The organism is Mycobacterium deserti (genome assembly GCF_025345615.1).
Taxonomy (GTDB): Bacteria; Actinomycetota; Actinomycetes; order Mycobacteriales; family Mycobacteriaceae; genus Mycobacterium; species Mycobacterium deserti.
Genome location: NZ_JAODWD010000001.1, coordinates 481,079 through 499,256, shown reverse-complemented (window position 1 = coordinate 499,256; position 18,178 = coordinate 481,079). Strand labels below are relative to the sequence as shown.

Here is an 18,178-nt window from a genome sequence, read left to right as displayed (position 1 = left end):
GTTCTCGCCGTTGGCGGCGACCACCACCGCGGCTGCCGCGGCGGGTCCGTCGGCGCAGCTGGTGGATCCGGGTGATGCCGGTGACGCGCTCCAATTCGCCCTTGGCTCGCTGGGGTCGCTGGTGCAGTTCGGTATCGGGGGCACAGGCGATCTCGTGCAGTTCGGCATCGGCGGCGCAGGCGATCTGACGCAGTTCGGTCTCGGCGCTGCGGGCGACCTCGCCGAGTCGATCCTCGGTGCGATCGGGCAGGCGATCCAGAACGCGATCAACCCGGCCGCAACGGTCCAGGTGGCCACCGAAGATGTGGGCGAAGTGCCTTCATCGGTGCGGATGTCGTTCGCCGACACCGGGCAAGCGCAAACTCAGTCGCTAGACGGCGCTGGCGATGCGAATGGCTCGCAGGGTGGCGGTGACGTCACTACCGGGGGCGACGTCGACAATGGCGGCGGCGACACTGGCGGTGACGTCGACACCGGTGGCGGCGATACCGGCGGCGGTACTGCTGGCGATACCGGCGGCGGGTCCAACGATGCGGGCAACGCCGGCGGCGACGACGATGCCGGCAACACCGGCGACGACGACGATGCCGGCAACACCGGCGGCGACGACGATGCCGGCAACACCGGCGGAGACGACGACGATGCCGGCAACAACGCCAGCAGCGGCGGCGACGATGCCAACGACGCCGGAAGCGGCAGCGGCACGGGCAGCGGTGGGTCCACCGGTAGCGGCAGCGACTCCGACGGCGGCAGCGCTGGCAGCGGCTCAGGCAGCGGCGGCAGCGCTGGCAGCGGCTCAGGCAGCGGCGGCAGCGGTGGCAGCGGCTCAGGCAGCGGCGGCAGCGGTGGCGGCGGCTCCGACGGTGGCAGCGGTGGCAGCGGCGGAGGCGACTCCGACTAACGCGGCCAAGCGTCGAGGTAACTGAGTCGACCCCCTCCCTACGGGGAGGGGGTCGATTCATGTGCTGATCTAGACTGTGCACGAAACCTGTAGCGCGATAATCGATCTCGCTGTTTCGACCGTTACATGACCACGACAAGAGTTTCCTGTGTGAGGAGGATCTGGCCGGTGCCGCAGACCAACACGTGGACCGGAGATCCTGTCTGGCTTGCCGATGTCATCAAGTCAGAGGGCGTCGACCTTGTCGAGTATCCGGGATGGCGCAACCGGGGTCACGGCGACTTCAAAGACATCCGCGGCGTGATGGTGCACCACACCGGATCCGACTTCGCGAGCGCCGCCTCGATCGCCGAGGGCCGGCCTGATCTCGCCGGCCCACTGTCACAACTACACATCGCGCGAGACGGCACCGTGACCGTCGTCGCGGTCGGCGTCGCATGGCACGCCGGTGCGGGCATGTACCCCTGGTTGCCGACCAACATGGGCAACTGGCACTTGATCGGAATCGAGTGCGCCAACAGTGGGACAAGTCCTACCGCTTCGCATCGCGAAAATTGGCCTGAAGAACAATATTTCGCCCTGGTGCGGTGCTGCGCCGCTATCAATCGGCGACTCGCTCAGACCTCCGCGAGAACGATAGGCCATAAGGAGTACGCCGGCCGCTCGCAGGGGAAGTGGGACCCAGGCGGGATCGACATGGACGTCCTACGTGACGACATTCAGCGCCAGATCGACAGGGTGCCCCGTGCCGACAACGACGCCGCGTTCGCCGATCCCGATCGGCGAGTACGCCGACGTCCTCCTGTCTCGCGGGTCACGGGGACCTCAGGTTGCCGAACTGCAGCGCCGCCTCAAGAGTGAGGAGTACGCGCGCACCCTCGCGGTGGACGGCATCGTCGGACCTGCCACTGCTGCAGCGTTGAGACTGTCGCGGCTGCCGTCGAGCCGCTCGCAGGCCAAGCGAATGGCGGTCTGAGATCGCCATTGCATGTCGCACTCCAACTAGCGGCTCAATTCGTCAGGAACACGAGTAATCCGTGGCAAACGGCGGGCAAATTTCACTCCGACACTCGGTCGGGGTTCACAGCAAACGGCAAGAATGGATTATCATTCTGCCGACGACTTCGAGGGGGTTGCGCTATGAGCCTGTGTGCCCTGCCCCGACGCGGCATTGTCCCGTCGATCTCTTTCGCTGTGTCGCTGGTTGTTTCGGTCGGAGCGGCCCTTATTCTCGCTGCCCCGGCCACCGCAGATCCTCGCACCGTCACGGTGAACACCGGAAGCGGCGACCTCAATGTCCGCTCGGCGCCCTCGGCAAACAGCCAGAAAATAGGGTCCGTGGACGATCGGGCTCGTGTGGTGATCGTCTGCTATTTCCGCGGGGAAGCGTTTTCCGGTGGCCCGTATCGGCTCACGACGAATATCTGGAACCGGCTCGACAAAGGCGGCTACGTCACCGACGCAATGCTCGACACGGGCTCCGACGACCCAGTGGTTCCGCGGTGCGAGGGCGAGACGCCCGCCCCGGTAGCGCCCGCGCGCGCGACGGGGAAGAAGGCCCAGAAGAACCCGGCCGACCCCGGCAGTCCGACATGGGGCGCGCTCGCGAAGTGGTTCCAGGTATCCGGCGATCAGTACTACCCGGCGCTGACGGGACCGCCGAAGGACTGGGGCAACAGTGCGCGGGCCGCGGGGTGGACCGTCGCCGAACGCCCGGAACCGAGATCGATCGTCGTGTTTCAGCCAGGGATCGACCGCGCACCGCCGCCGGGCCATGTGGCCTGGGTCGATACGACGGCCAGCCGACGCGACGGCCAGTACATCGGCATCACCGAAGTGCACAGCAACGGCGACGGCTTGATCAGTTGGTCGAGCCGCCGGGTGAAGCACTCGCCGGGGATGACCTACATACTTCTCCCCTGAGCAGGCCGGAGGCGAGGCGGCGGTGCACCGGATTGACGGACTCGCTACCCTATTGCCCGGGTTCAAAACTGCAGCCTCGCAAGACCAAGACAGACCGCTTTAGTGGTCGCCGAGCAAGAGGTGAGGCTTGGACGGACAGCTTTGTACGGAGAAATGGATCGACCGTGTCGCGGTCGTGGCCGCATCCGGAGACCTCGACATGCTCACGGCGCCCCAGCTCAGGGATGCCATCGAGGCGGTGCTGGTCAAAGATCCCGAGGGATTGATCGTCGATTTGACCGAGGTGGCATTCCTCGGGTCGGCCGGCATGCAGGTGCTGATGGAAGCCCACAACCAGACCGGCGACGCCACACGATTCGCTGTCGTCGCGGACGGCCCGGCCACCAGTCGGCCGCTCAAGATCACCGGAATCGCTGACCTCATCTCCCTGTTCGCGACGCTCGATGACGCGCTGCAGAACTTCGCTGCATGACTGCGAGCGCAACGGGGTAACCAACCATCATCATGAGTAATCCGATGTGCACGTCGAGCGGGCCGGATGCGGCGTTTGTCTGCAACGGGACTGCGGATGCGCAAACGGTGGCTCAGATGCGACATGAGCTAGCGCAGTGGCTGCGGACGACTCTCGCGCTGGATGCAGCGCGGTTTAATGACATCCTGCTGGCCGTCAACGAGGCGCTCACCAACTCCGCCGAATTCGCCTACATCGACTCGCCGCAGGGCTCGATGACGATGCGGGCGCACCTTTATCCCGACGGCGACCTCCGCGTGACGATTGCCGATCACGGCCGCTGGCGCGAGGTCGAGCCGGATCGGTTGACAACGCGCGGCCGCGGACTGCAGTTGATGGAAGCTTTGTCCGACGACGTGTCGATCTCGCGCGAGCGCACCGGCACCACAGTTGACCTGCGGTTCGGCAATTGTGGACTGGCTCCCGAGGACGGTTTCGCCACTTCTGCGTGATCCGGGGTTTGGCCGACGAATCCTCTGGGAACACACGGTTGGCGGTCCATCGTCACGATTTCGCGGGAAAGCGAGCGCAGGCATGGGTGAGTACAACGGCGCACATTCATGACTGTCGCTGCCATCTACCGCCCTCCGCGGATATCTTCTCGGGCGTTCTCTGTCATTCGGCGCGTGTCCGGTCGCGGCACCTCGAAGCAGGTAACGATCCGCGCCAGGGGAGAAGTGGACGCGTCGAACGCCAAGCAATTCGCCGACGCGGTGTGCCATGCCGCCGCAGGCGACAATCGGATCACCGTCGACCTGTCCGACGTCGGATTCATGGCTCTGGATGGCGTCGCGGCTCTGCACGCCGTCAACGCGCGCATGATGCACGCCGACTCGTCGTGGTACGTGGTGCCCAGCGACGCGGTCTCGCGGGTGCTGCGACTCTGCGATCCGGAAGGCTTGATTCCGGTGGCGCCCACCACCCGGCCCACTTTGCGACTCGTCGAGCCGGCCTAGGCGACGAAGGTATGAGCACGGGCGAGTGATTCATGGGGCCGCTGCGGTCAAAGTGAATTTGGCGAGCCCCACAGCAAGTCGGGTTACTACGCCGCAGGGGCGTCAAATTTGCTGCGTGTCGACTGTGATCTACCGCTCACTTCTGAGTTCGAAAAGTAAGAAACCGATATTCGCGTACTCGCCAGGTTTAAATTCCCTCGGTTGCCGACGTCACGTCTTCCCAGATGAGCGGCACCGCACGGATTGCTCTCAGTTGATAACGGCTGGGTAACGAATTGTTTTCTAAGCGGTGTCTGAGAGGTTTCCGCGCGGCGCTGCCGTTCCGAGCTCGCACGTACTCGAAGTACGAATTTGCGTCGCTAGACTCGGTCGAGATCGCGCCCAGCGGGCGCAGACTGACCTGAAATCTACAGCCGGTGCACGCCCAACCGGCGGAGGTACCGAATGAACATGGCTAATTTTGTGATGCCCGGCAACGCTGCGGCGAACGCGACGGACGACCGGCGCGACCAGATCACCCGAATCGACACCGTGTCAGTGCGACGCGGGCCCATCGGCGACATCACCGCGGCTTCCGGGGCGGTGGCAGTCTCGAATTTCGGCGACGACACCGTTGCGCTGCTCAACGCAGACACGCTTGCCACCGAGGCGTTGGTCGTCGTTCCGGGCGAGCCGTTCGCGGTCGCCGCGTCCAATGATCGCGTCTTCGTCAGCACGTCCTCATCGACGTACGACGCGGTGTCCGTGATCGACACCCACACCAAGGCCGTCATCGCCACCTACTCCTTGGCGTTCAGCATCACCTCGCTCGCCGTCAGCCCCGACGGTAAGCGGGTCTACGTGGGTCGCGCCGGCGACGGCCACGCGGACGTCGCCGTCATCGACATCACCGCCGAGCGGGTGGGCACCATCGACATCGCGGCGCTTCCCGGCGCCGGGGTGGACGCGGTGGCCGTCGACCCGTCGGGCAAGCGCCTGTATGTCGCGACCACCGACGCCCAAGGAAGCGCTCTGGTCATCGTCGACACCGAGACCGCCCGGGTAGTGCATGCGGTACGGATCGGCTCACCGATCCGGGACATCGCATACGGCGACGGGACCGCTTTCGTCCTGACCTCTGACCGGCAGCGCGGGGGCGTCATCGCCGTGGTGGACCTGTCTACGTACAGGATCACCCAGACAGTGGAACTCGGCGTCGGCGCACCTATCCAGATGGTTCTGAGCGCCGACAAGACCCGGGCCTACGTCGTCGACTACGACCGCGTCGCGGTGGTGTGCACCCTGACCCGTCGCGTCGTCGACACCGTCACGGTCGCCGGCCGGCCCGCCAGTGTCGCACTCGACTCCCACGGGAGCCGGCTGCACGTCGCCGACTACACCGGCCAGATCACCACGTTCGCCGTGGACTCGTCGCTGCCGCTGCTCTACTCGCAGTTCGTGGCGACCGATCCGATCGCGGTCCGTGAGGCGCGCGAGTTGCAGTCGACCAGCGCCGCCTAGCGCCACCACCGCTCCAGACTGCGGGGAGATCGCCGATCCGCGTGAGTAGGCGATCTCCCCGCAGTTTCGGCATTTCGAAATTGCGTTGAACCACTTGCGCGACTGTCCCGTCGTACCGCGTGAAGGCCACCGGGGCCTACATGAAGGGAGGCGCGGACATGCGCGCAACGCTGTTGATACTGACCGGAATTGCCGCGGCGGCCTGCGGAGCGATCGTCGCGCCCGCCGCCATCGCTTCGGCGGCCGATTCGGCCGAGCTCACGATCGCGACGCTCGAGGCGCAGGGCTTCGACGTGAAAGTCAACCGGATCGGGAGCGCACCGCTGGATCAGTGTGTGATCACCGACGTCGGAAATGCCCGCGAGCGAAAGGAATTCGTTCGTCGTGGTGAGGATCTCATTCAGGTCGTCGCAGAGCGCAACGTCACCGTGACTGCGGATTGCTCGCGGCGCTGACGCCGTTACTGGCCGGTGCAGTCCAGCGACACCGAAACGGGCTTGCTGATGATGGCGGGAACCAACACGCTCCCGCCATCATCGTCACCGCCGAGCAATGGCACCAGTTGGGTGAACTGCTGGGGATTGCGGACGTTGGTGACCACGCACTCGTCGAGCGGGCGGGTGCCGATCCGGTCGATGTTGACCGTGAAACCCTCGCTCTGCAGCTCCTCGATCACTTCCGCCGCCGTCTCGCCGTCGGCCGAAGCGACCGCGCCGGAGAACACGACCACCGCACATGCGCCGGCGGCCGCGGCGACCAGCACCCGTGTTGTCTGCATGACCGCACCTTTCGACGTGTTGAAGTCAATCAGATCACAGTTCGACGCCGGTGGTAACCAACCCCACCACCGCGGAAATGGCGCTCACCGCGGCGCTTGGCTAACCATATTCATGTGAGCCCGAAATCGGCGACGCGCGTTCGCCTGACACACCACGTGGTGGCCCTCGACGACGGCCACCGCGTCGGCGTGTCGGTCGGAGGCCATGGCGTTCCGCTGGTGTTCCTGCATGGCCTTGGCCTCAGCGGCCGCGCCTACATTCGCATGCTCAGCCGCCTCGCCGGCATGGGCTTTCTCGTTGTCGCCCTGGACGCCGCCGGCCACGGTGTGACCCGCGACCTACCCCGCAACGCCGCCGACCTGGCGCACCGCGTCGACCTGACCATGCGCACGCTCGATGCCCTGGGCGTGAAGCAGGCGGTGTTCATGGGCCACTCGATGGGCGGCCGCATGATCGTCGCTTTGGCGGCCACCGCACCGGACCGCGTGCTGGCCGCGATCCTGCTCGACGCCGCCGCGGGCGCACCGTTCGACGAGTCGATCCGCATGCCCATCCGCTCGCCGCGGCGGGCCATCCGCAGTCTGCTCGGCGCGGCCTACGACGCACACGGCGACCCGCTTCAGTTGCCTGCTCCGGAGCGCAATCGCTACCTGCGCATGATGTCGTCAACGCTGGCCCGCAACGTCCGCACACCGCTCGGACTGCCCGCGGCGTTCCGGGCCATCGTCGCCTCGGGCGACTACACCCCGATGTTGGAGACGATGCGCGAGCGCAACGTACCCACCATCGTCGTGCACGGCGAGAAGGACCTGGTCGTCCCGTTCGACGCCGCGGTCGACATGGCCGAACGCGCCGACGGCGCGCTGTACCGGGTGCCCGGTGCCTATCACTCGTGGATGCTGGCCAATCCTCGGCACGGCGCCGACATGATGCGCCAGTTGCTCGCGGCCGAACTGGGCGACGCGCTACGTGCTTCCGCGAGCGACGGGTGCCTCACCTGCTGGGCCGAGCACCTGCTCACTGAGGACGCCATGCTGCGCAGGCTCGCCGCGCCGGTTGACACCGTCGGAAGCGAACCACCACAACATGTTTCGCTCGACCGACTACGTGCGGGACCCTGCCGGTCCGCACGTGCGCCGCAGCGCACTTCGAGTCCGGGACGATTGCGCTGGCGCCGGCGCCGCCGGGCATCGGTGAGCTTTAGCGTTCGGCGCGCTGGTAAGCGGTCACCACCGCCGCGCCGCCGAGGCCGATGTTGTGCTGCAGCGCCGCGGTGACGTTGTCGACCTGCCGGGCGTCAGCGGTGCCGCGCAGCTGCCAGGTCAGCTCAGCGCACTGCGCCAGCCCGGTCGCGCCGAGCGGATGTCCCTTGGAAATCAGTCCGCCGGAGGGGTTGACGACCCAGCGGCCGCCGTAGGTGGTGTCATTGTTGTCGACCAGCTTGGGCGCCTCGCCCTCGGCGCACAGACCCAGCGCCTCGTACAGCAGCAACTCGTTGGCCGAGAAGCAGTCGTGCAGTTCGATGACCTGGAAGTCGCTTGGCCCCAGGCCGGACTGGTCGTAAACCTTCTGTGCCGCTTGCACATTCATGTCGTAGCCGATCACGTTCTTGGCGCTGCCGTCGAAGGTGCTGTCGAAGTCGGTGGTCATGGCCTGCCCGACGATCTCCACCGCCTGACCGGCCAGGCCGTGCTTGTCGACGAATGCCTCACTGGCGACGATCGCCGCGCCGGAACCGTCCGACGTCGGCGAGCACTGCAGCTTGGTCAGCGGATCGGAGATCATGCGCGCCGCCAGGATGTCGTCGAGGGTGTACTCCTCCTGGAACTGCGCGTACGGGTTGTTGACCGAGTGCTTGTGGTTCTTGTAGCCGATCTTCGCGAAATGCTCGGCGGTGGTGCCGTACTGGCGCATGTGCTCGCGACCCGCGGCGCCGAACATCCACGGCGCAACCGGTAACGCGAACTCATCGATCTCCGTCAGGGCCTTGACGTGACGGCCCAGTGGTGACTCGCGGTCCTCGGCGCCGCCGGCCAGCGCGCCCGGCTGCATCTTCTCGAAGCCGAGTGCGATCGTGCAATCGGCGAGCCCACCGCGAATCGCCTGCGCGGCAAGGAAAAGCGCGGTGGAGCCCGTGGAGCAGTTGTTGTTGACGTTGACTATCGGGATGCCTGTCATGCCGAGTTCGTACAGCGCGCGGTTGCCCGAGGTCGAGTCGCCCGAGCAGTAGCCGACGAAGCCCTGTTCGACTTCGGTGTACGATATGCCTGCGTCGTCGAGCGCCTTCGTTCCCGACTCGCGCGCCATGTCCGGGTAGTCCCAGCCTTCCCGGCGGCCCGGCTTCTCGAACTTCGTCATTCCGACGCCGACGACGAAAACCTTGTTCCTGGCGGTTGGCATGGCGGTTGTCCCTTCGCTGCACTGCGGTCTGCACAGCAACATACCCGTCGCCGATCGACCAACCGGTCGAATGTGGTCCGGCAGGGCGACCTGTGGTGTACACCGGAGTAGAACGTGTTCTAGTTTCTGGGAGGCGACGTGGCCCTGAGGGTCGTGCAGTGGGCAACCGGCGGCGTTGGCGTCGCGGCGATCAAAGGCGTGCTCGAGCACCCCGATCTCGAACTCGTCGGCTGCTGGGTGCACTCGCCGGGCAAGGCGGGCAAGGACGTCGGCGAGATCATCGGCACGGGTCGCGTGGGTGTCACCGCCACCGACAGCGTCGACGAGATTCTCGCGCTGGACGCCGACGCGGTCGTGTACGCCCCGCTGCTGCCGAATCCGGACGAGGTCGCCGCGTTGCTTCGGTCCGGTAAGAACGTGGTGACCCCGGTGGGCTGGGTGTACCCGAGCGAGCGGCAGAGTGCGCCGCTTCGCGAAGCTGCCCTGGAAGGTAATGCGACGCTGCACGGGACCGGGATCGCGCCCGGGGGCATCAGCGAGAAGTTCCCGTTGCTGTTTTCGGCCTTCTCAACCGGTGTGACATTCGTTCGCGCCGAGGAGTTCTCGGATCTGCGCACCTACGAAGCGCCCGACGTCGTGCGGCATGTGATGGGCTTCGGTGAGGTGCCCGACAAGGCGCTCAGCGGCCCGATGCAGAAGTTGCTCGACGGCGGCTTCATCCAGGCAGTCAGGATGATCGTCGACAAGATGGGGTTCGACACCGACCCGAAGGTGCGCTCGTCGCAGGAGATCGCGGTCGCGACGGCGCCCATATCCTCGCCGATCGGCACCATCGAGCCCGGCCAGGTGGCTGGCCGCAAATTCCACTGGGAGGCGCTGGCCGGTGGCGAACCCGTCGTGCGCGTCACGGTGAACTGGCTGATGGGCGAGGAGAACCTGGACCCCGCTTGGACATTCGGCCCGGAGGGGCAGCGCTACGAGATGGAGGTGCGTGGCAATCCCGATGTGACGATCACCGTCAAGGGGTTCCAGTCCGAGGTTGGCGGAGTCGGACCCGAGTACGGCATCGTCGGCACGGCGGCGCACTGCGTGAACTCGATTCCGGCGGTGTGCGCCGCGGAAGCGGGTATCGCGACGTATCTCGACCTACCGCTGATCAGCGGCAAGGCGGCGACGCGCCTCGGCTAGGGGTTGGTGTCGTGGTGGTGTCGGCCGCGATTGAGGGGCGCGGGTTCGGGCGTGCCGTCGGTCTCCTGGCACACTCGCTGGCGTGGCAACAAGAAGAGCCTTGGTGCTCGCAGGCGGGGGACTCGCGGGAATTGCATGGGAGACCGGCGTTCTGCGCGGTATCGCCGACCAGGAGCCCGCGGCGGCCAAAGCGCTGTTGGACGCCGACGTGCTGGTCGGCACGTCGGCCGGTTCGACGGTCGCCGCCCAACTCGGTAGTGGTCTCGATCTCGAGGCGTTGTTCGACCGGCAGATCGAGCCATCCACGGCCGAGATCAAGCCGTCCGCAGGCATCGAGGAGATCACCGAGTTGTTCCTCAGCGCGTTGACCCGGCCCGGCACTAAAGCCGAGAAGCTGCAACGGATCGGCGCTGTCGCACTGTCGACCGACACCGTCGCGGAGTCGGTGCGCCGCGACGTGATCGCACAGCGGCTGCCGTCGCACGACTGGCCGGATCGAGTGCTCCGGATCAGCGCCATCGACACCGCAACCGGCGAACTGGTCGCATTCGACGGGTCGTCGGGGGTCGGGCTCATCGACGCGGTCGCTGCGAGCTGCGCGGTGCCCGGAGTCTGGCCGCCGGTCACGATCGGCGAGCGCCGTTACATGGACGGTGGCGTCGGCAGCACCGTCAATCTCGCGCTCGCCGACGACTGTGACACTGCGGTGGTGCTGGTGCCGTCGGGGCGGACGGCGCCTTCTCCATTCAGCCAGGGTGCCGCCGACGAGGTGGACTCCTTCGCTAGATCGACGTTCGGGGTATTCGCCGACGACGAGTCACTGGCCGCGTTCGGCACCAACCCACTGGACCCCGCGTGCCGGGCACCCTCGGCGCAGGCGGGCCGTGCCCAGGGCCGACGGGTGGCCGCCGAGATCGCCGAATTCCTGACGCGCTGACTCAGCGACCCCGGATCGCGTCAAGTTGACGCTCGACGCCCTTTTCGTAGTCGTCGAGCGCAGCGGAGGCGAGCACGCGGCCGATCTCGATCACCTCTGCGGCGCGGTGGAATTCGAGGCTGCGGCACGCGGTGCGCGGCACCTCGATCAGAACGTCGGGCGGATAGGCGGCCAGGGTGTGACGCGCCAGCGCTGCCTGCGCGATGTCGATGGTCCGGTTCATCACCTCGAAGCTGCCGAGCTTCGGCACGGCAATCTCCTTGGCGGCGTCCACGAGTTCCTTGTCGCTGTCGTCCTCGGTCGCTGCACCGAACCGCCCGGTGTCGAAAAGTGCTGTCGTGCTTCGCCATGCCCGGTTCAACCACTCAGCGGAAACGCTGGGTTCGGCGTTGGCCGGCTCCTCGCGACCGCCGGACTCGCTGCCGGACAAACTGACGGCGATGGTGAGGTCGGCGTTGACGGCCGCGATGGGCGCCATCGGCAGCGGATCGAGAATGCCGCCGTCGGCGAGTAGTCGGCCGTCGAGGAAGTGCGGGGTGATCACCCCGGGGATCGCGATCGACGCGCGGATGGCGGCGTCGACCGGACCCCGTTGCAGCCACACCGACTTGCCGGTCAGCAAGTCCGTACTGACGGCCGTGTAGGGGATCGGCAGTTGCTCGATGGTGACCTCGCCCAGAATGTCGCGCACCGCGTCGAGGATCTTCTCGGCCCGCAGCACGCCCGCCGCGGTGATCTTCGGGTCCAGCAGGCGCAACACCGCCCGCTGCGTCAGCTTCTTGGCCCACTCGGCGAAATCGTCGAGCTTGCCGGCAGCCTGCAGGCCGCCGACGAGCGCGCCCATGGAGGATCCCGCCACGCCCACGATCTCGTAGCCGCGGTCCTGCAGTTCGTCGATCACCCCGATGTGCGCGTAGCCGCGCGCACCCCCGCTGCCCAGAGCCAGCGCCACCCGCTTGCCAGCCATGACCTTATTGTCGCCGGGCGCGGACTTTATTACACCCGTGATTCAAACTCATCCGGCTAGCCGCACAGCGCGTCCGCGGCAGCCTGGACGGCCACGATGACGGCCGCCTGACGCCCAGGCGACAGCTGCGACCACGGCGTGCCGTAGGTGCCGGGGCCCGCCGAATCCGTGGACTGCACCATGCCGAGGTACGGCTCGATCTGGGACTTCGGGTCACCGCCCTGCTCGGTCATCCACGTCCTGGCCGCGATGCAGGCCTGCGAATACTCCTCCTCGGTGGACTCCGCGGGCGCGCCGACGGCCGTGGTGACGCCGCCGGGGGAGACGCTGACCTGCCCCGGCGCGGCGGTGGGCGTCTCCGAGGACGCCGACGCCTCCGAGGTGGCCGAGGTGGTCGGCGGCGGCGTCGTCGGCTCGCTGTCGGTGCCCGACGAGCAGGCGGCCAGCGCCAGGGTCGCGGCTACCGCGGCACAAAGTGGGTACCTACGCATGCCGACAATCTATGCAACACTGGCGGCCGTGATGTTCGGGACCGGATCAGAGGACTGTTGTCGGGCTTAGCCCCCGACCCCTCACCCGTCCGTCCCTCCTGGAGCTTGCATGCCCACGCAGTCCGCTGTGTTGCCGCCGTCCGCCGTGTCCACACCCACCCGCCTGCGGTTGCCCGATCTGTTGTTCGCCACCGACCGGTACGCCGACGACGTGCTGTCGGGCCGGTACGACCACCGGCTTCCGGCCGGTGGCCCGCCGGCGACCGACCGTTGGTACACGCGCCTGCACGGCGACGAAGAACTCGACGTGTGGTTGATCAGTTGGGTGCCGGACCGCTCGACCGAACTGCACGACCACGGCGGTTCGCTGGGTGCGTTGACCGTGGTGTCCGGCTCGCTGCGCGAGACCCGCTGGGACGGGGAGGCGTTGCGCCGCAAGCGTTTGCAGTCCGGTGATCAGGCGGCGTTCCCGCTCGGCTGGGTGCACGACGTGGTGTGGGCGCCCGATCGCCACACGTCCGCCCCGATCACGCCGGCCCTGAGCGTGCACGCGTACTCGCCGCCACTGACGGCGATGTCGTACTACGAAGTGACGGAGCGGAACACGCTGCGCCGCAACCGCACCGAGCTGACCGACGCCCCGGAGGGATGACTGTGACCAGCCGCATCGACCGTGTTCTCGACGACGCCCGCTCGCGCTTGAGCCGGCTGCCTGCGTCGGACGTGCCCGCCGCTCTGGAGCGGGGCGCGGTGCTGGTGGACATCCGCCCGCAGGCCCAACGCGCTCGCGAGGGCGACGTCTCCGCCGCGATGGTGATCGAACGCAATGTGCTGGAGTGGCGTTGCGACCCGACCAGCGACGCGCGGTTGCCCGAGGCCGTCGATGACGACGTGGAGTGGGTGGTGCTCTGCTCGGAGGGCTACACGTCGAGCCTGGCCGCCGCTTCGCTGCTCGATCTCGGGCTGCACCGGGCCACCGACGTGGTCGGCGGCTACCACGCGCTGAAAGCCGAAGGCGTACTCGTTTAGGCGCTTTCGTCGTTGGACAGCAGCGGACGAAGCTTTTCTGTCTTTTGCGGCGTCCAACCCGGCGGCTCCAGGATGGCCGCCCACGCATTGGCGACGTCCTTGACATAGACGTGACCGTGTCCGTCGGGCACATCGACGGCGACCGCCATGTCGGCCGACACCTGTAAGAACGTCACGACGGGAATCCACTGCATGCGACCCGAGAGGTCGTAGCCCCTCGGTTCCTTGAGCCAGTCCGGTTCGGCGAACAGCAGATCCGGGTTCCACCACGCGATCGGATCCGACGCGTGCTGCAGATAGACGACGCGCGGGTTGCCCCACACCTCGGCAGGCCGACCGAGGTTGTCCGAACGCGCGGCGAAGCGGACGTTCGCGCCCTTGTCGAAGATGGGCAGCCACATCGGCGAACCTTCGTCGCGGTCCCGTGTGAGCTGCGTCCAGATCGTGTTGTTGAACGTGGGCCCGGAATACAGTGCGCCGTCGGTGCGCGCGACGAGATTGTTCAGCGCCAGGAAGGGAGCCTCACCGCCGAAAGAGCCCAGGCTCTCGCCGAATACGACGAGCCGCGGCCGTCGGGCCTCGGGCATCTCCCGGATCATTGCGTCGACGGCCTCGAACAGCGCCTGCCCGGCTTGGCGCGCGTTCTCCTTGTCGACGAGGAACGAGAGCCAACTGGGCAGAAACGAGTACTGCATGCTGACGATTGCGGTGTCGCCGTTGTACATGTACTCCAGCGCAGAGGCTTCGGCCTCGTTGATCCAGCCGGTGCCGGTGGTGGTGGCGACCGCGACGACCGCACGGTCCAGCCCGCCGGTGCGCCGCAGTTCCTGAGCCGCCAACTGCGCGGTCGCCTTGATCCCCTCGGCGGAGTGCAGACCGGCGTATGCGCGGATCGGCTCGACGGCCCGCCGGCCGTTGAACTCCGACATCTCGTCGACCGAAGGTCCCGCCGCAACGAACACGCGGCCCTGGTGGCCCAGCGACTCCCAACTGGCCAGCGACTGCGGGCCACCCGAGCGAAGCGGCGACGTCGGGGCGGCGAACTCGGGGTCGGTCTCGTCGTTGGCTGCCGCGAAGGTCTTGTTGATCGTGCTCATCCCGACGCGCACGACGACGCCGTTGAGCAGCGCGACCGTCAGTGCGAGCAGGAGCAGCACGGCGACGACCGCCGAGACTCGCGGCGGTGCAACGCGATTGAGCTGTCGCGCCAAGAACAACACCAGCCTGCGGACCTGCTGACCGATTTCGACGAGCACGAACAGGAAGACGATCGACAGCACGGCGCACGCCGGGTGGGCCCAGAACCCGAGTCGCGGCACCCCGTTGAGGTCGCGGACCTCGTCCTGCCACACGTGGAAGTAGATGATCATCAGGATCTGACCGACCGCGCCGATGGACACCAGCGCGATCCACGCCCACCGCGGCGCGGGCGGACTGCTGTCCTTCGAGCCCATATAGCGCACCAGCCATACCGCAAAGACGCCGAGCCCGTAACCGAATGCACCCGCGCCGCCGCTGACGAGCCCCTGGAACAGGGGCCCGCGCGGCAACAACGACGGCGTCAGCGAAAACCACAGGAAAACCAGCGCCACGGCCGTCCCCGTGAAGGTGTAGTGGCGTACCCACCACGCTGTTTTCGGTGACGCCACCCGCTGCTCGACCTCCGGGGCCTCAGGTGCCTCCGGCGCGTGCGCGGTGTCAGTCACCCACGCAGATTAACGGTGACGAAAGTTCGCCGGGCGTTTCTCGGCGAAAGCGTTCATGCCCTCGGTCTGGTCGTCGGTGGCGAAGGCGGAGTGGAAAAGCCTGCGCTCGTACAGAAGTCCCTCGGCGAGCGTGGATTCGAACGCACGGTTGACGGCTTCCTTGGCCATCCGTGACGCCGACAGCGACATGCCGGCGATGGTCTTGGCGACGGCGTTCGCCTCGTCGAGCAGGGAGTCAGCGGGTACCACGCGCGAAACCAGCCCTGCGCGTTCGGCTTCCTCGGCGTCCATGTTTCGTCCGGTCAGAATCAGATCCATGGCTTTGGCCTTTCCGATCGCACGCGTCAACCGCTGCGAACCGCCCATGCCGGGCAGGACGCCGAGTTTGATCTCGGGCTGGCCGAATTTCGCGGAGTCGGCGGCGATCAGCAGATCGCACATCATCGCCAGTTCGCATCCGCCGCCCAGCGCGTAGCCCGCCACCGCGGCGATCGTCGGTGTGCGCGTCGCGGCGAATTTCGCCCACGCAGCGAAGAAGTCGCTGGCGAAGACGTCGGCGAACGTCAGGCTCGCCATCTCCTTGATGTCGGCGCCTGCGGCGAACGCCTTCTCGTTGCCGGTGACGATGATCGCCCCGATGCCGGCATCGGAATCCAATTCGGCTGCCGCGCTGGTGACTTCGAGCATCACCTGGCTGTTGAGGGCGTTGAGCGCCTTGGGCCGGTTCAAAGTGATCGTTCCGACGCGGTCGTCGCGGGTGACCAGAATGGTCTCGTAACTTGTCATGAGAACTCCAGTTCGCGGTCGGCCGGCTCGAAGTACGACTCGACGTCGGCGGTGGTGACGGCCGCAAGCGACGCCGGCGACCATTTCGGATTGCGGTCCTTGTCGATGACCTGGGCGCGGATTCCCTCGACGAGGTCGTGTGAGCGCAGCGATCCGCAGGATGTCCGGTACTCCTGGCGCAGCACGTCTTCCAGTGTGTCGAGTTTCGCCGCGCGTCTGACCGCTTCCAGCGCAACGGCCACCGAAACGGGGGAGCGGCTCGCGATCAGATCGGCCGCGTCGTTGGCAGGCCCGGTGCCGTGACCGCGCAGCGCCACGACGATGTCGGTGACGGTGTCACCGGAGAAGCATTCGTCGATCCAATCGCGCTGTGCCAGCAGCCGGCTGGGCGGCGGCTCCTGGGCGTGCGTTGCCAGCGCGGCGTCGATGCCGTCGCTCAGGATCGCCTCGGTGAAGTCGTCGAGACGTTCGTGGGGCACGAAGTGGTCGGCGAATCCCATCGCGATGGCGTCGGCGCCGTCGAACGTCGCACCGGTTAGTGCAGCGTGCAGGCCGAGCAGACCGGGCGCGCGCGACAGGATCAGGGTGCCGCCGACGTCGGGAATGAAGCCGATGCCCACTTCGGGCATGGCCATCTTGGTGGTGTCGGTCGCGACGCGGACGCGGCCATGGGCGCTGACCCCGACGCCGCCGCCCATGACGATGCCGTCCATGAGGGCGACATATGGTTTGGCGAAGCGGCCGATCTGGGCGTTGAGCAGGTATTCGTCGTACCAGAACTGCCGTGCCTCGGCGCCGTCGGCGCGCGCGCTGTGGTAGATCGCGACGATGTCGCCGCCGGCGCAGAGGCCGCGTTCGCCGGCGCCGGAGACCACGACCGCGCGCACGGCGTCGTCGTCCTCCCACTCGCGCAGGACTTGGGCCATTGCGGTGACCATCGGGTGGTTCAGCGAATTGATGGCTTTGGGCCGGTTGAGGGTGATCAGGCCGACGCCCCGGTCGACGGTTACTAGGACATCCTCGTTTTCGCCCACGGTTGCAATCTAGATCGTCGGCCCTAATCGGGCGTCGCCGGGTAGGGTTCCCTGTGAAGATCCTGGGAGGTTTTTTCGGGAACCGGCCGGGGTCGCCGCTCGTTGAGTCAGTGTTCGTCAACGAGTCGAACCACAGCACAGTGAGAGGAACCGACGGTGCGGGAGACCAGCAACCCGGTATTTCGTTCCCTGCCAAAGGGGCAGGGCGGATATGCGCAATTCGGTACCGGAGCCGCCGGCTACGGTACGCAGGCGGTACACGCCGACCCCTACACGGCGCAGTACCCCGATCAGCAGCAGGTCGGAGTTTCTCGGCCGCTGACCATCGACGACGTCGTCACCCGGACCGGCATCACGCTGGCCGTCCTGACGGCCGTCGCCGCCGTTTCCTACTTCTTGATCGGTCAGAACGTCGGGCTGGCCATGCCGATGCTCGTCGTCGGCATGATTGGCGGCCTGGTGCTGCTGCTCGTCGCGATCTTCGGGCGTAAGCAGGACAACCCGGCGATCGTGCTGAGCTACGCCGCGTTCGAAGGCTTGGTCGTCGGCGCGTTCTCCTTCGTGGTCGCCAACTTCATGGTCTCGGGCATCAGCGCAGGCGCGTTGATCAGCCAGGCCGTTGTCGGCACGTTGGGCGTGTTCTTCGGCATGCTCGTCGTCTACAAGACCGGCGCCATTCGCGTGACGCCGAAGTTCACCCGCTTCCTCGTGGCCGCCGGCTTCGGCGCTGTCGTGTTGATGCTGGTGAACCTGGTGATCGGCCTGTTCACCGACGGTGCGGGCCCGCTGCGCGACGGCGGTCCGTTGGCGATCCTGTTCTCGCTGCTGATGATTGGTCTGGCGGCGTTCTTCTTCCTGGCGGACTTCGACGCGGCCGATCAGGCGATCCGCGCGGGTGCGCCCGAGAAGGCGGCGTGGGGCATCGCGCTCGGCCTGACCGTGACGCTGGTCTGGCTGTACCTGGAAATCCTACGGCTGCTGAGCTACTTCAACAGCGACTAGCAGCCTTGCGAGAGAAGGGGCGTCCACGTATGTGGGCGCCCTTTTTCACGTCCGGGTTATCCACAGCC

At 66.9% G+C, this 18,178-nt stretch carries 19 protein-coding genes and 2 pseudogenes; 14 read left to right on the top strand and 7 right to left on the bottom strand.

Features of this window, described 5'->3' with window-relative positions; all coding sequences use genetic code 11:
• The 8 genes and pseudogenes from N4S67_RS02520 to N4S67_RS02485 all read left to right on the top strand — a co-directional run.
• Positions 1-901 (top strand): annotated as a pseudogene (locus N4S67_RS02520) (condensin complex subunit 2); the annotation flags it as partial.
• 168 nt (positions 902-1,069) lie between these two features.
• Positions 1,070-1,877 (top strand): annotated as a pseudogene (locus tag N4S67_RS02515) (peptidoglycan recognition protein family protein).
• A 362-nt stretch (positions 1,878-2,239) separates the two neighbouring features.
• A complete protein-coding gene (locus N4S67_RS02510; RefSeq protein ID WP_260991354.1) occupies positions 2,240-2,824 on the top strand; it encodes a CHAP domain-containing protein in 585 nt (194 codons plus the stop codon).
• Between the two features lie 127 nt (positions 2,825-2,951).
• Entirely contained in the window at positions 2,952-3,296 is a 345-nt protein-coding gene (locus N4S67_RS02505) for an STAS domain-containing protein (protein WP_260991353.1), read from the top strand.
• A gap of 32 nt (positions 3,297-3,328) precedes the next feature.
• A complete protein-coding gene (locus N4S67_RS02500) occupies positions 3,329-3,787 on the top strand; it encodes an ATP-binding protein (protein ID WP_260991352.1) in 459 nt (152 codons plus the stop codon).
• A gap of 174 nt (positions 3,788-3,961) precedes the next feature.
• Positions 3,962-4,291 carry an STAS domain-containing protein gene (locus N4S67_RS02495; protein ID WP_260991351.1) on the top strand — a complete coding sequence of 110 codons (330 nt, stop codon included), beginning with the start codon at positions 3,962-3,964 and terminating at the stop codon, positions 4,289-4,291.
• A gap of 450 nt (positions 4,292-4,741) precedes the next feature.
• Entirely contained in the window at positions 4,742-5,791 is a 1,050-nt protein-coding gene (locus tag N4S67_RS02490; protein ID WP_260991350.1) for a hypothetical protein, read from the top strand.
• Positions 5,792-5,949: 158 nt separating this feature from the next.
• Positions 5,950-6,246, top strand: coding sequence for a hypothetical protein (locus tag N4S67_RS02485; RefSeq protein ID WP_260992021.1), 297 nt, complete (start codon positions 5,950-5,952; stop codon positions 6,244-6,246).
• A gap of 5 nt (positions 6,247-6,251) precedes the next feature.
• Here N4S67_RS02485 and N4S67_RS02480 read toward each other — a convergent pair whose 3' ends face one another.
• A complete protein-coding gene (locus N4S67_RS02480; protein ID WP_260991349.1) occupies positions 6,252-6,569 on the bottom strand; it encodes a hypothetical protein in 318 nt (105 codons plus the stop codon).
• A gap of 114 nt (positions 6,570-6,683) precedes the next feature.
• Here N4S67_RS02480 and N4S67_RS02475 point away from each other — a divergent pair, with 114 nt between their 5' ends.
• Entirely contained in the window at positions 6,684-7,847 is a 1,164-nt protein-coding gene (locus tag N4S67_RS02475; RefSeq protein WP_260991348.1) for an alpha/beta fold hydrolase, read from the top strand.
• Here the strand turns inward: N4S67_RS02475 and N4S67_RS02470 are convergent.
• The gene (locus N4S67_RS02470; RefSeq protein ID WP_260991347.1) at positions 7,771-8,970 is read right to left on the bottom strand and encodes a lipid-transfer protein; all 1,200 of its coding nucleotides are present in this window, start codon (positions 8,968-8,970) and stop codon (positions 7,771-7,773) included. The two genes, N4S67_RS02475 and N4S67_RS02470, sit on opposite strands and share 77 nt — an antisense overlap.
• 138 nt (positions 8,971-9,108) lie before the next feature.
• Here N4S67_RS02470 and N4S67_RS02465 point away from each other — a divergent pair, with 138 nt between their 5' ends.
• On the top strand, positions 9,109-10,158 hold the full coding sequence (locus N4S67_RS02465; RefSeq protein WP_260991346.1) for an NAD(P)H-dependent amine dehydrogenase family protein: 1,050 nt from the start codon (positions 9,109-9,111) through the stop codon (positions 10,156-10,158).
• Positions 10,159-10,240: 82 nt separating this feature from the next.
• Positions 10,241-11,095, top strand: a complete 855-nt coding sequence (locus tag N4S67_RS02460; protein WP_260991345.1) for a patatin-like phospholipase family protein — start codon at positions 10,241-10,243, stop codon at positions 11,093-11,095.
• A 1-nt stretch (position 11,096) separates the two neighbouring features.
• Here N4S67_RS02460 and N4S67_RS02455 read toward each other — a convergent pair whose 3' ends face one another.
• Positions 11,097-12,062 (bottom strand): patatin-like phospholipase family protein, encoded by a 966-nt coding sequence (locus N4S67_RS02455; RefSeq protein WP_260991344.1) that lies wholly within the window; start codon positions 12,060-12,062, stop codon positions 11,097-11,099.
• Between the two features lie 56 nt (positions 12,063-12,118).
• The gene (lpqV, locus tag N4S67_RS02450; protein WP_260991343.1) at positions 12,119-12,553 is read right to left on the bottom strand and encodes a lipoprotein LpqV; all 435 of its coding nucleotides are present in this window, start codon (positions 12,551-12,553) and stop codon (positions 12,119-12,121) included.
• Positions 12,554-12,662: 109 nt separating this feature from the next.
• Here lpqV and N4S67_RS02445 point away from each other — a divergent pair, with 109 nt between their 5' ends.
• Complete coding sequence (locus tag N4S67_RS02445) at positions 12,663-13,205, top strand: cysteine dioxygenase (protein ID WP_260991342.1); 543 nt, start codon at positions 12,663-12,665, stop codon at positions 13,203-13,205.
• On the top strand, positions 13,202-13,582 hold the full coding sequence (locus N4S67_RS02440; protein WP_260991341.1) for a rhodanese-like domain-containing protein: 381 nt from the start codon (positions 13,202-13,204) through the stop codon (positions 13,580-13,582). The genes N4S67_RS02445 and N4S67_RS02440 overlap by 4 nt, the downstream gene beginning before the upstream one ends.
• Here N4S67_RS02440 and N4S67_RS02435 read toward each other — a convergent pair.
• The 3 genes from N4S67_RS02435 to N4S67_RS02425 are packed head-to-tail and all read right to left on the bottom strand — an operon-like array spanning position 13,579 to position 17,108.
• A complete protein-coding gene (locus tag N4S67_RS02435; RefSeq protein ID WP_390893183.1) occupies positions 13,579-15,288 on the bottom strand; it encodes an alpha/beta hydrolase in 1,710 nt (569 codons plus the stop codon). The genes N4S67_RS02440 and N4S67_RS02435 overlap by 4 nt on opposite strands.
• Positions 15,289-15,297: 9 nt before the next feature.
• Positions 15,298-16,074 (bottom strand): enoyl-CoA hydratase, encoded by a 777-nt coding sequence (locus N4S67_RS02430; RefSeq protein WP_260991340.1) that lies wholly within the window; start codon positions 16,072-16,074, stop codon positions 15,298-15,300.
• Positions 16,071-17,108 (bottom strand): enoyl-CoA hydratase/isomerase family protein, encoded by a 1,038-nt coding sequence (locus N4S67_RS02425; protein WP_260991339.1) that lies wholly within the window; start codon positions 17,106-17,108, stop codon positions 16,071-16,073. Before N4S67_RS02425 ends, N4S67_RS02430 begins: the two co-directional genes overlap by 4 nt.
• A gap of 156 nt (positions 17,109-17,264) precedes the next feature.
• Between N4S67_RS02425 and N4S67_RS02420 the strand changes: the two genes are divergently transcribed.
• On the top strand, positions 17,265-18,110 hold the full coding sequence (locus N4S67_RS02420; RefSeq protein WP_260991338.1) for a Bax inhibitor-1/YccA family protein: 846 nt from the start codon (positions 17,265-17,267) through the stop codon (positions 18,108-18,110).
• Positions 18,111-18,178 lie beyond the last annotated feature (68 nt).

What these genes read in the sequence shown, in the direction of transcription:
- N4S67_RS02500 (WP_260991352.1), top strand. Translation starts at nt 3,329, where the DNA reads ATGAGTAATCCGATGTGCACGTCGAGCGGGCCGGATGCGGCGTTTGTC.
- N4S67_RS02490 (WP_260991350.1), top strand. Translation starts at nt 4,742, where the DNA reads ATGGCTAATTTTGTGATGCCCGGCAACGCTGCGGCGAACGCGACGGAC.
- N4S67_RS02485 (WP_260992021.1), top strand. Translation starts at nt 5,950, where the DNA reads ATGCGCGCAACGCTGTTGATACTGACCGGAATTGCCGCGGCGGCCTGC.
- N4S67_RS02480 (WP_260991349.1), bottom strand. Translation starts at nt 6,569, where the DNA reads ATGCAGACAACACGGGTGCTGGTCGCCGCGGCCGCCGGCGCATGTGCG.
- N4S67_RS02470 (WP_260991347.1), bottom strand. Translation starts at nt 8,970, where the DNA reads ATGCCAACCGCCAGGAACAAGGTTTTCGTCGTCGGCGTCGGAATGACG.
- N4S67_RS02455 (WP_260991344.1), bottom strand. Translation starts at nt 12,062, where the DNA reads ATGGCTGGCAAGCGGGTGGCGCTGGCTCTGGGCAGCGGGGGTGCGCGC.
- lpqV (WP_260991343.1), bottom strand. Translation starts at nt 12,553, where the DNA reads ATGCGTAGGTACCCACTTTGTGCCGCGGTAGCCGCGACCCTGGCGCTG.
- N4S67_RS02445 (WP_260991342.1), top strand. Translation starts at nt 12,663, where the DNA reads ATGCCCACGCAGTCCGCTGTGTTGCCGCCGTCCGCCGTGTCCACACCC.
- N4S67_RS02440 (WP_260991341.1), top strand. Translation starts at nt 13,202, where the DNA reads ATGACTGTGACCAGCCGCATCGACCGTGTTCTCGACGACGCCCGCTCG.
- N4S67_RS02430 (WP_260991340.1), bottom strand. Translation starts at nt 16,074, where the DNA reads ATGACAAGTTACGAGACCATTCTGGTCACCCGCGACGACCGCGTCGGA.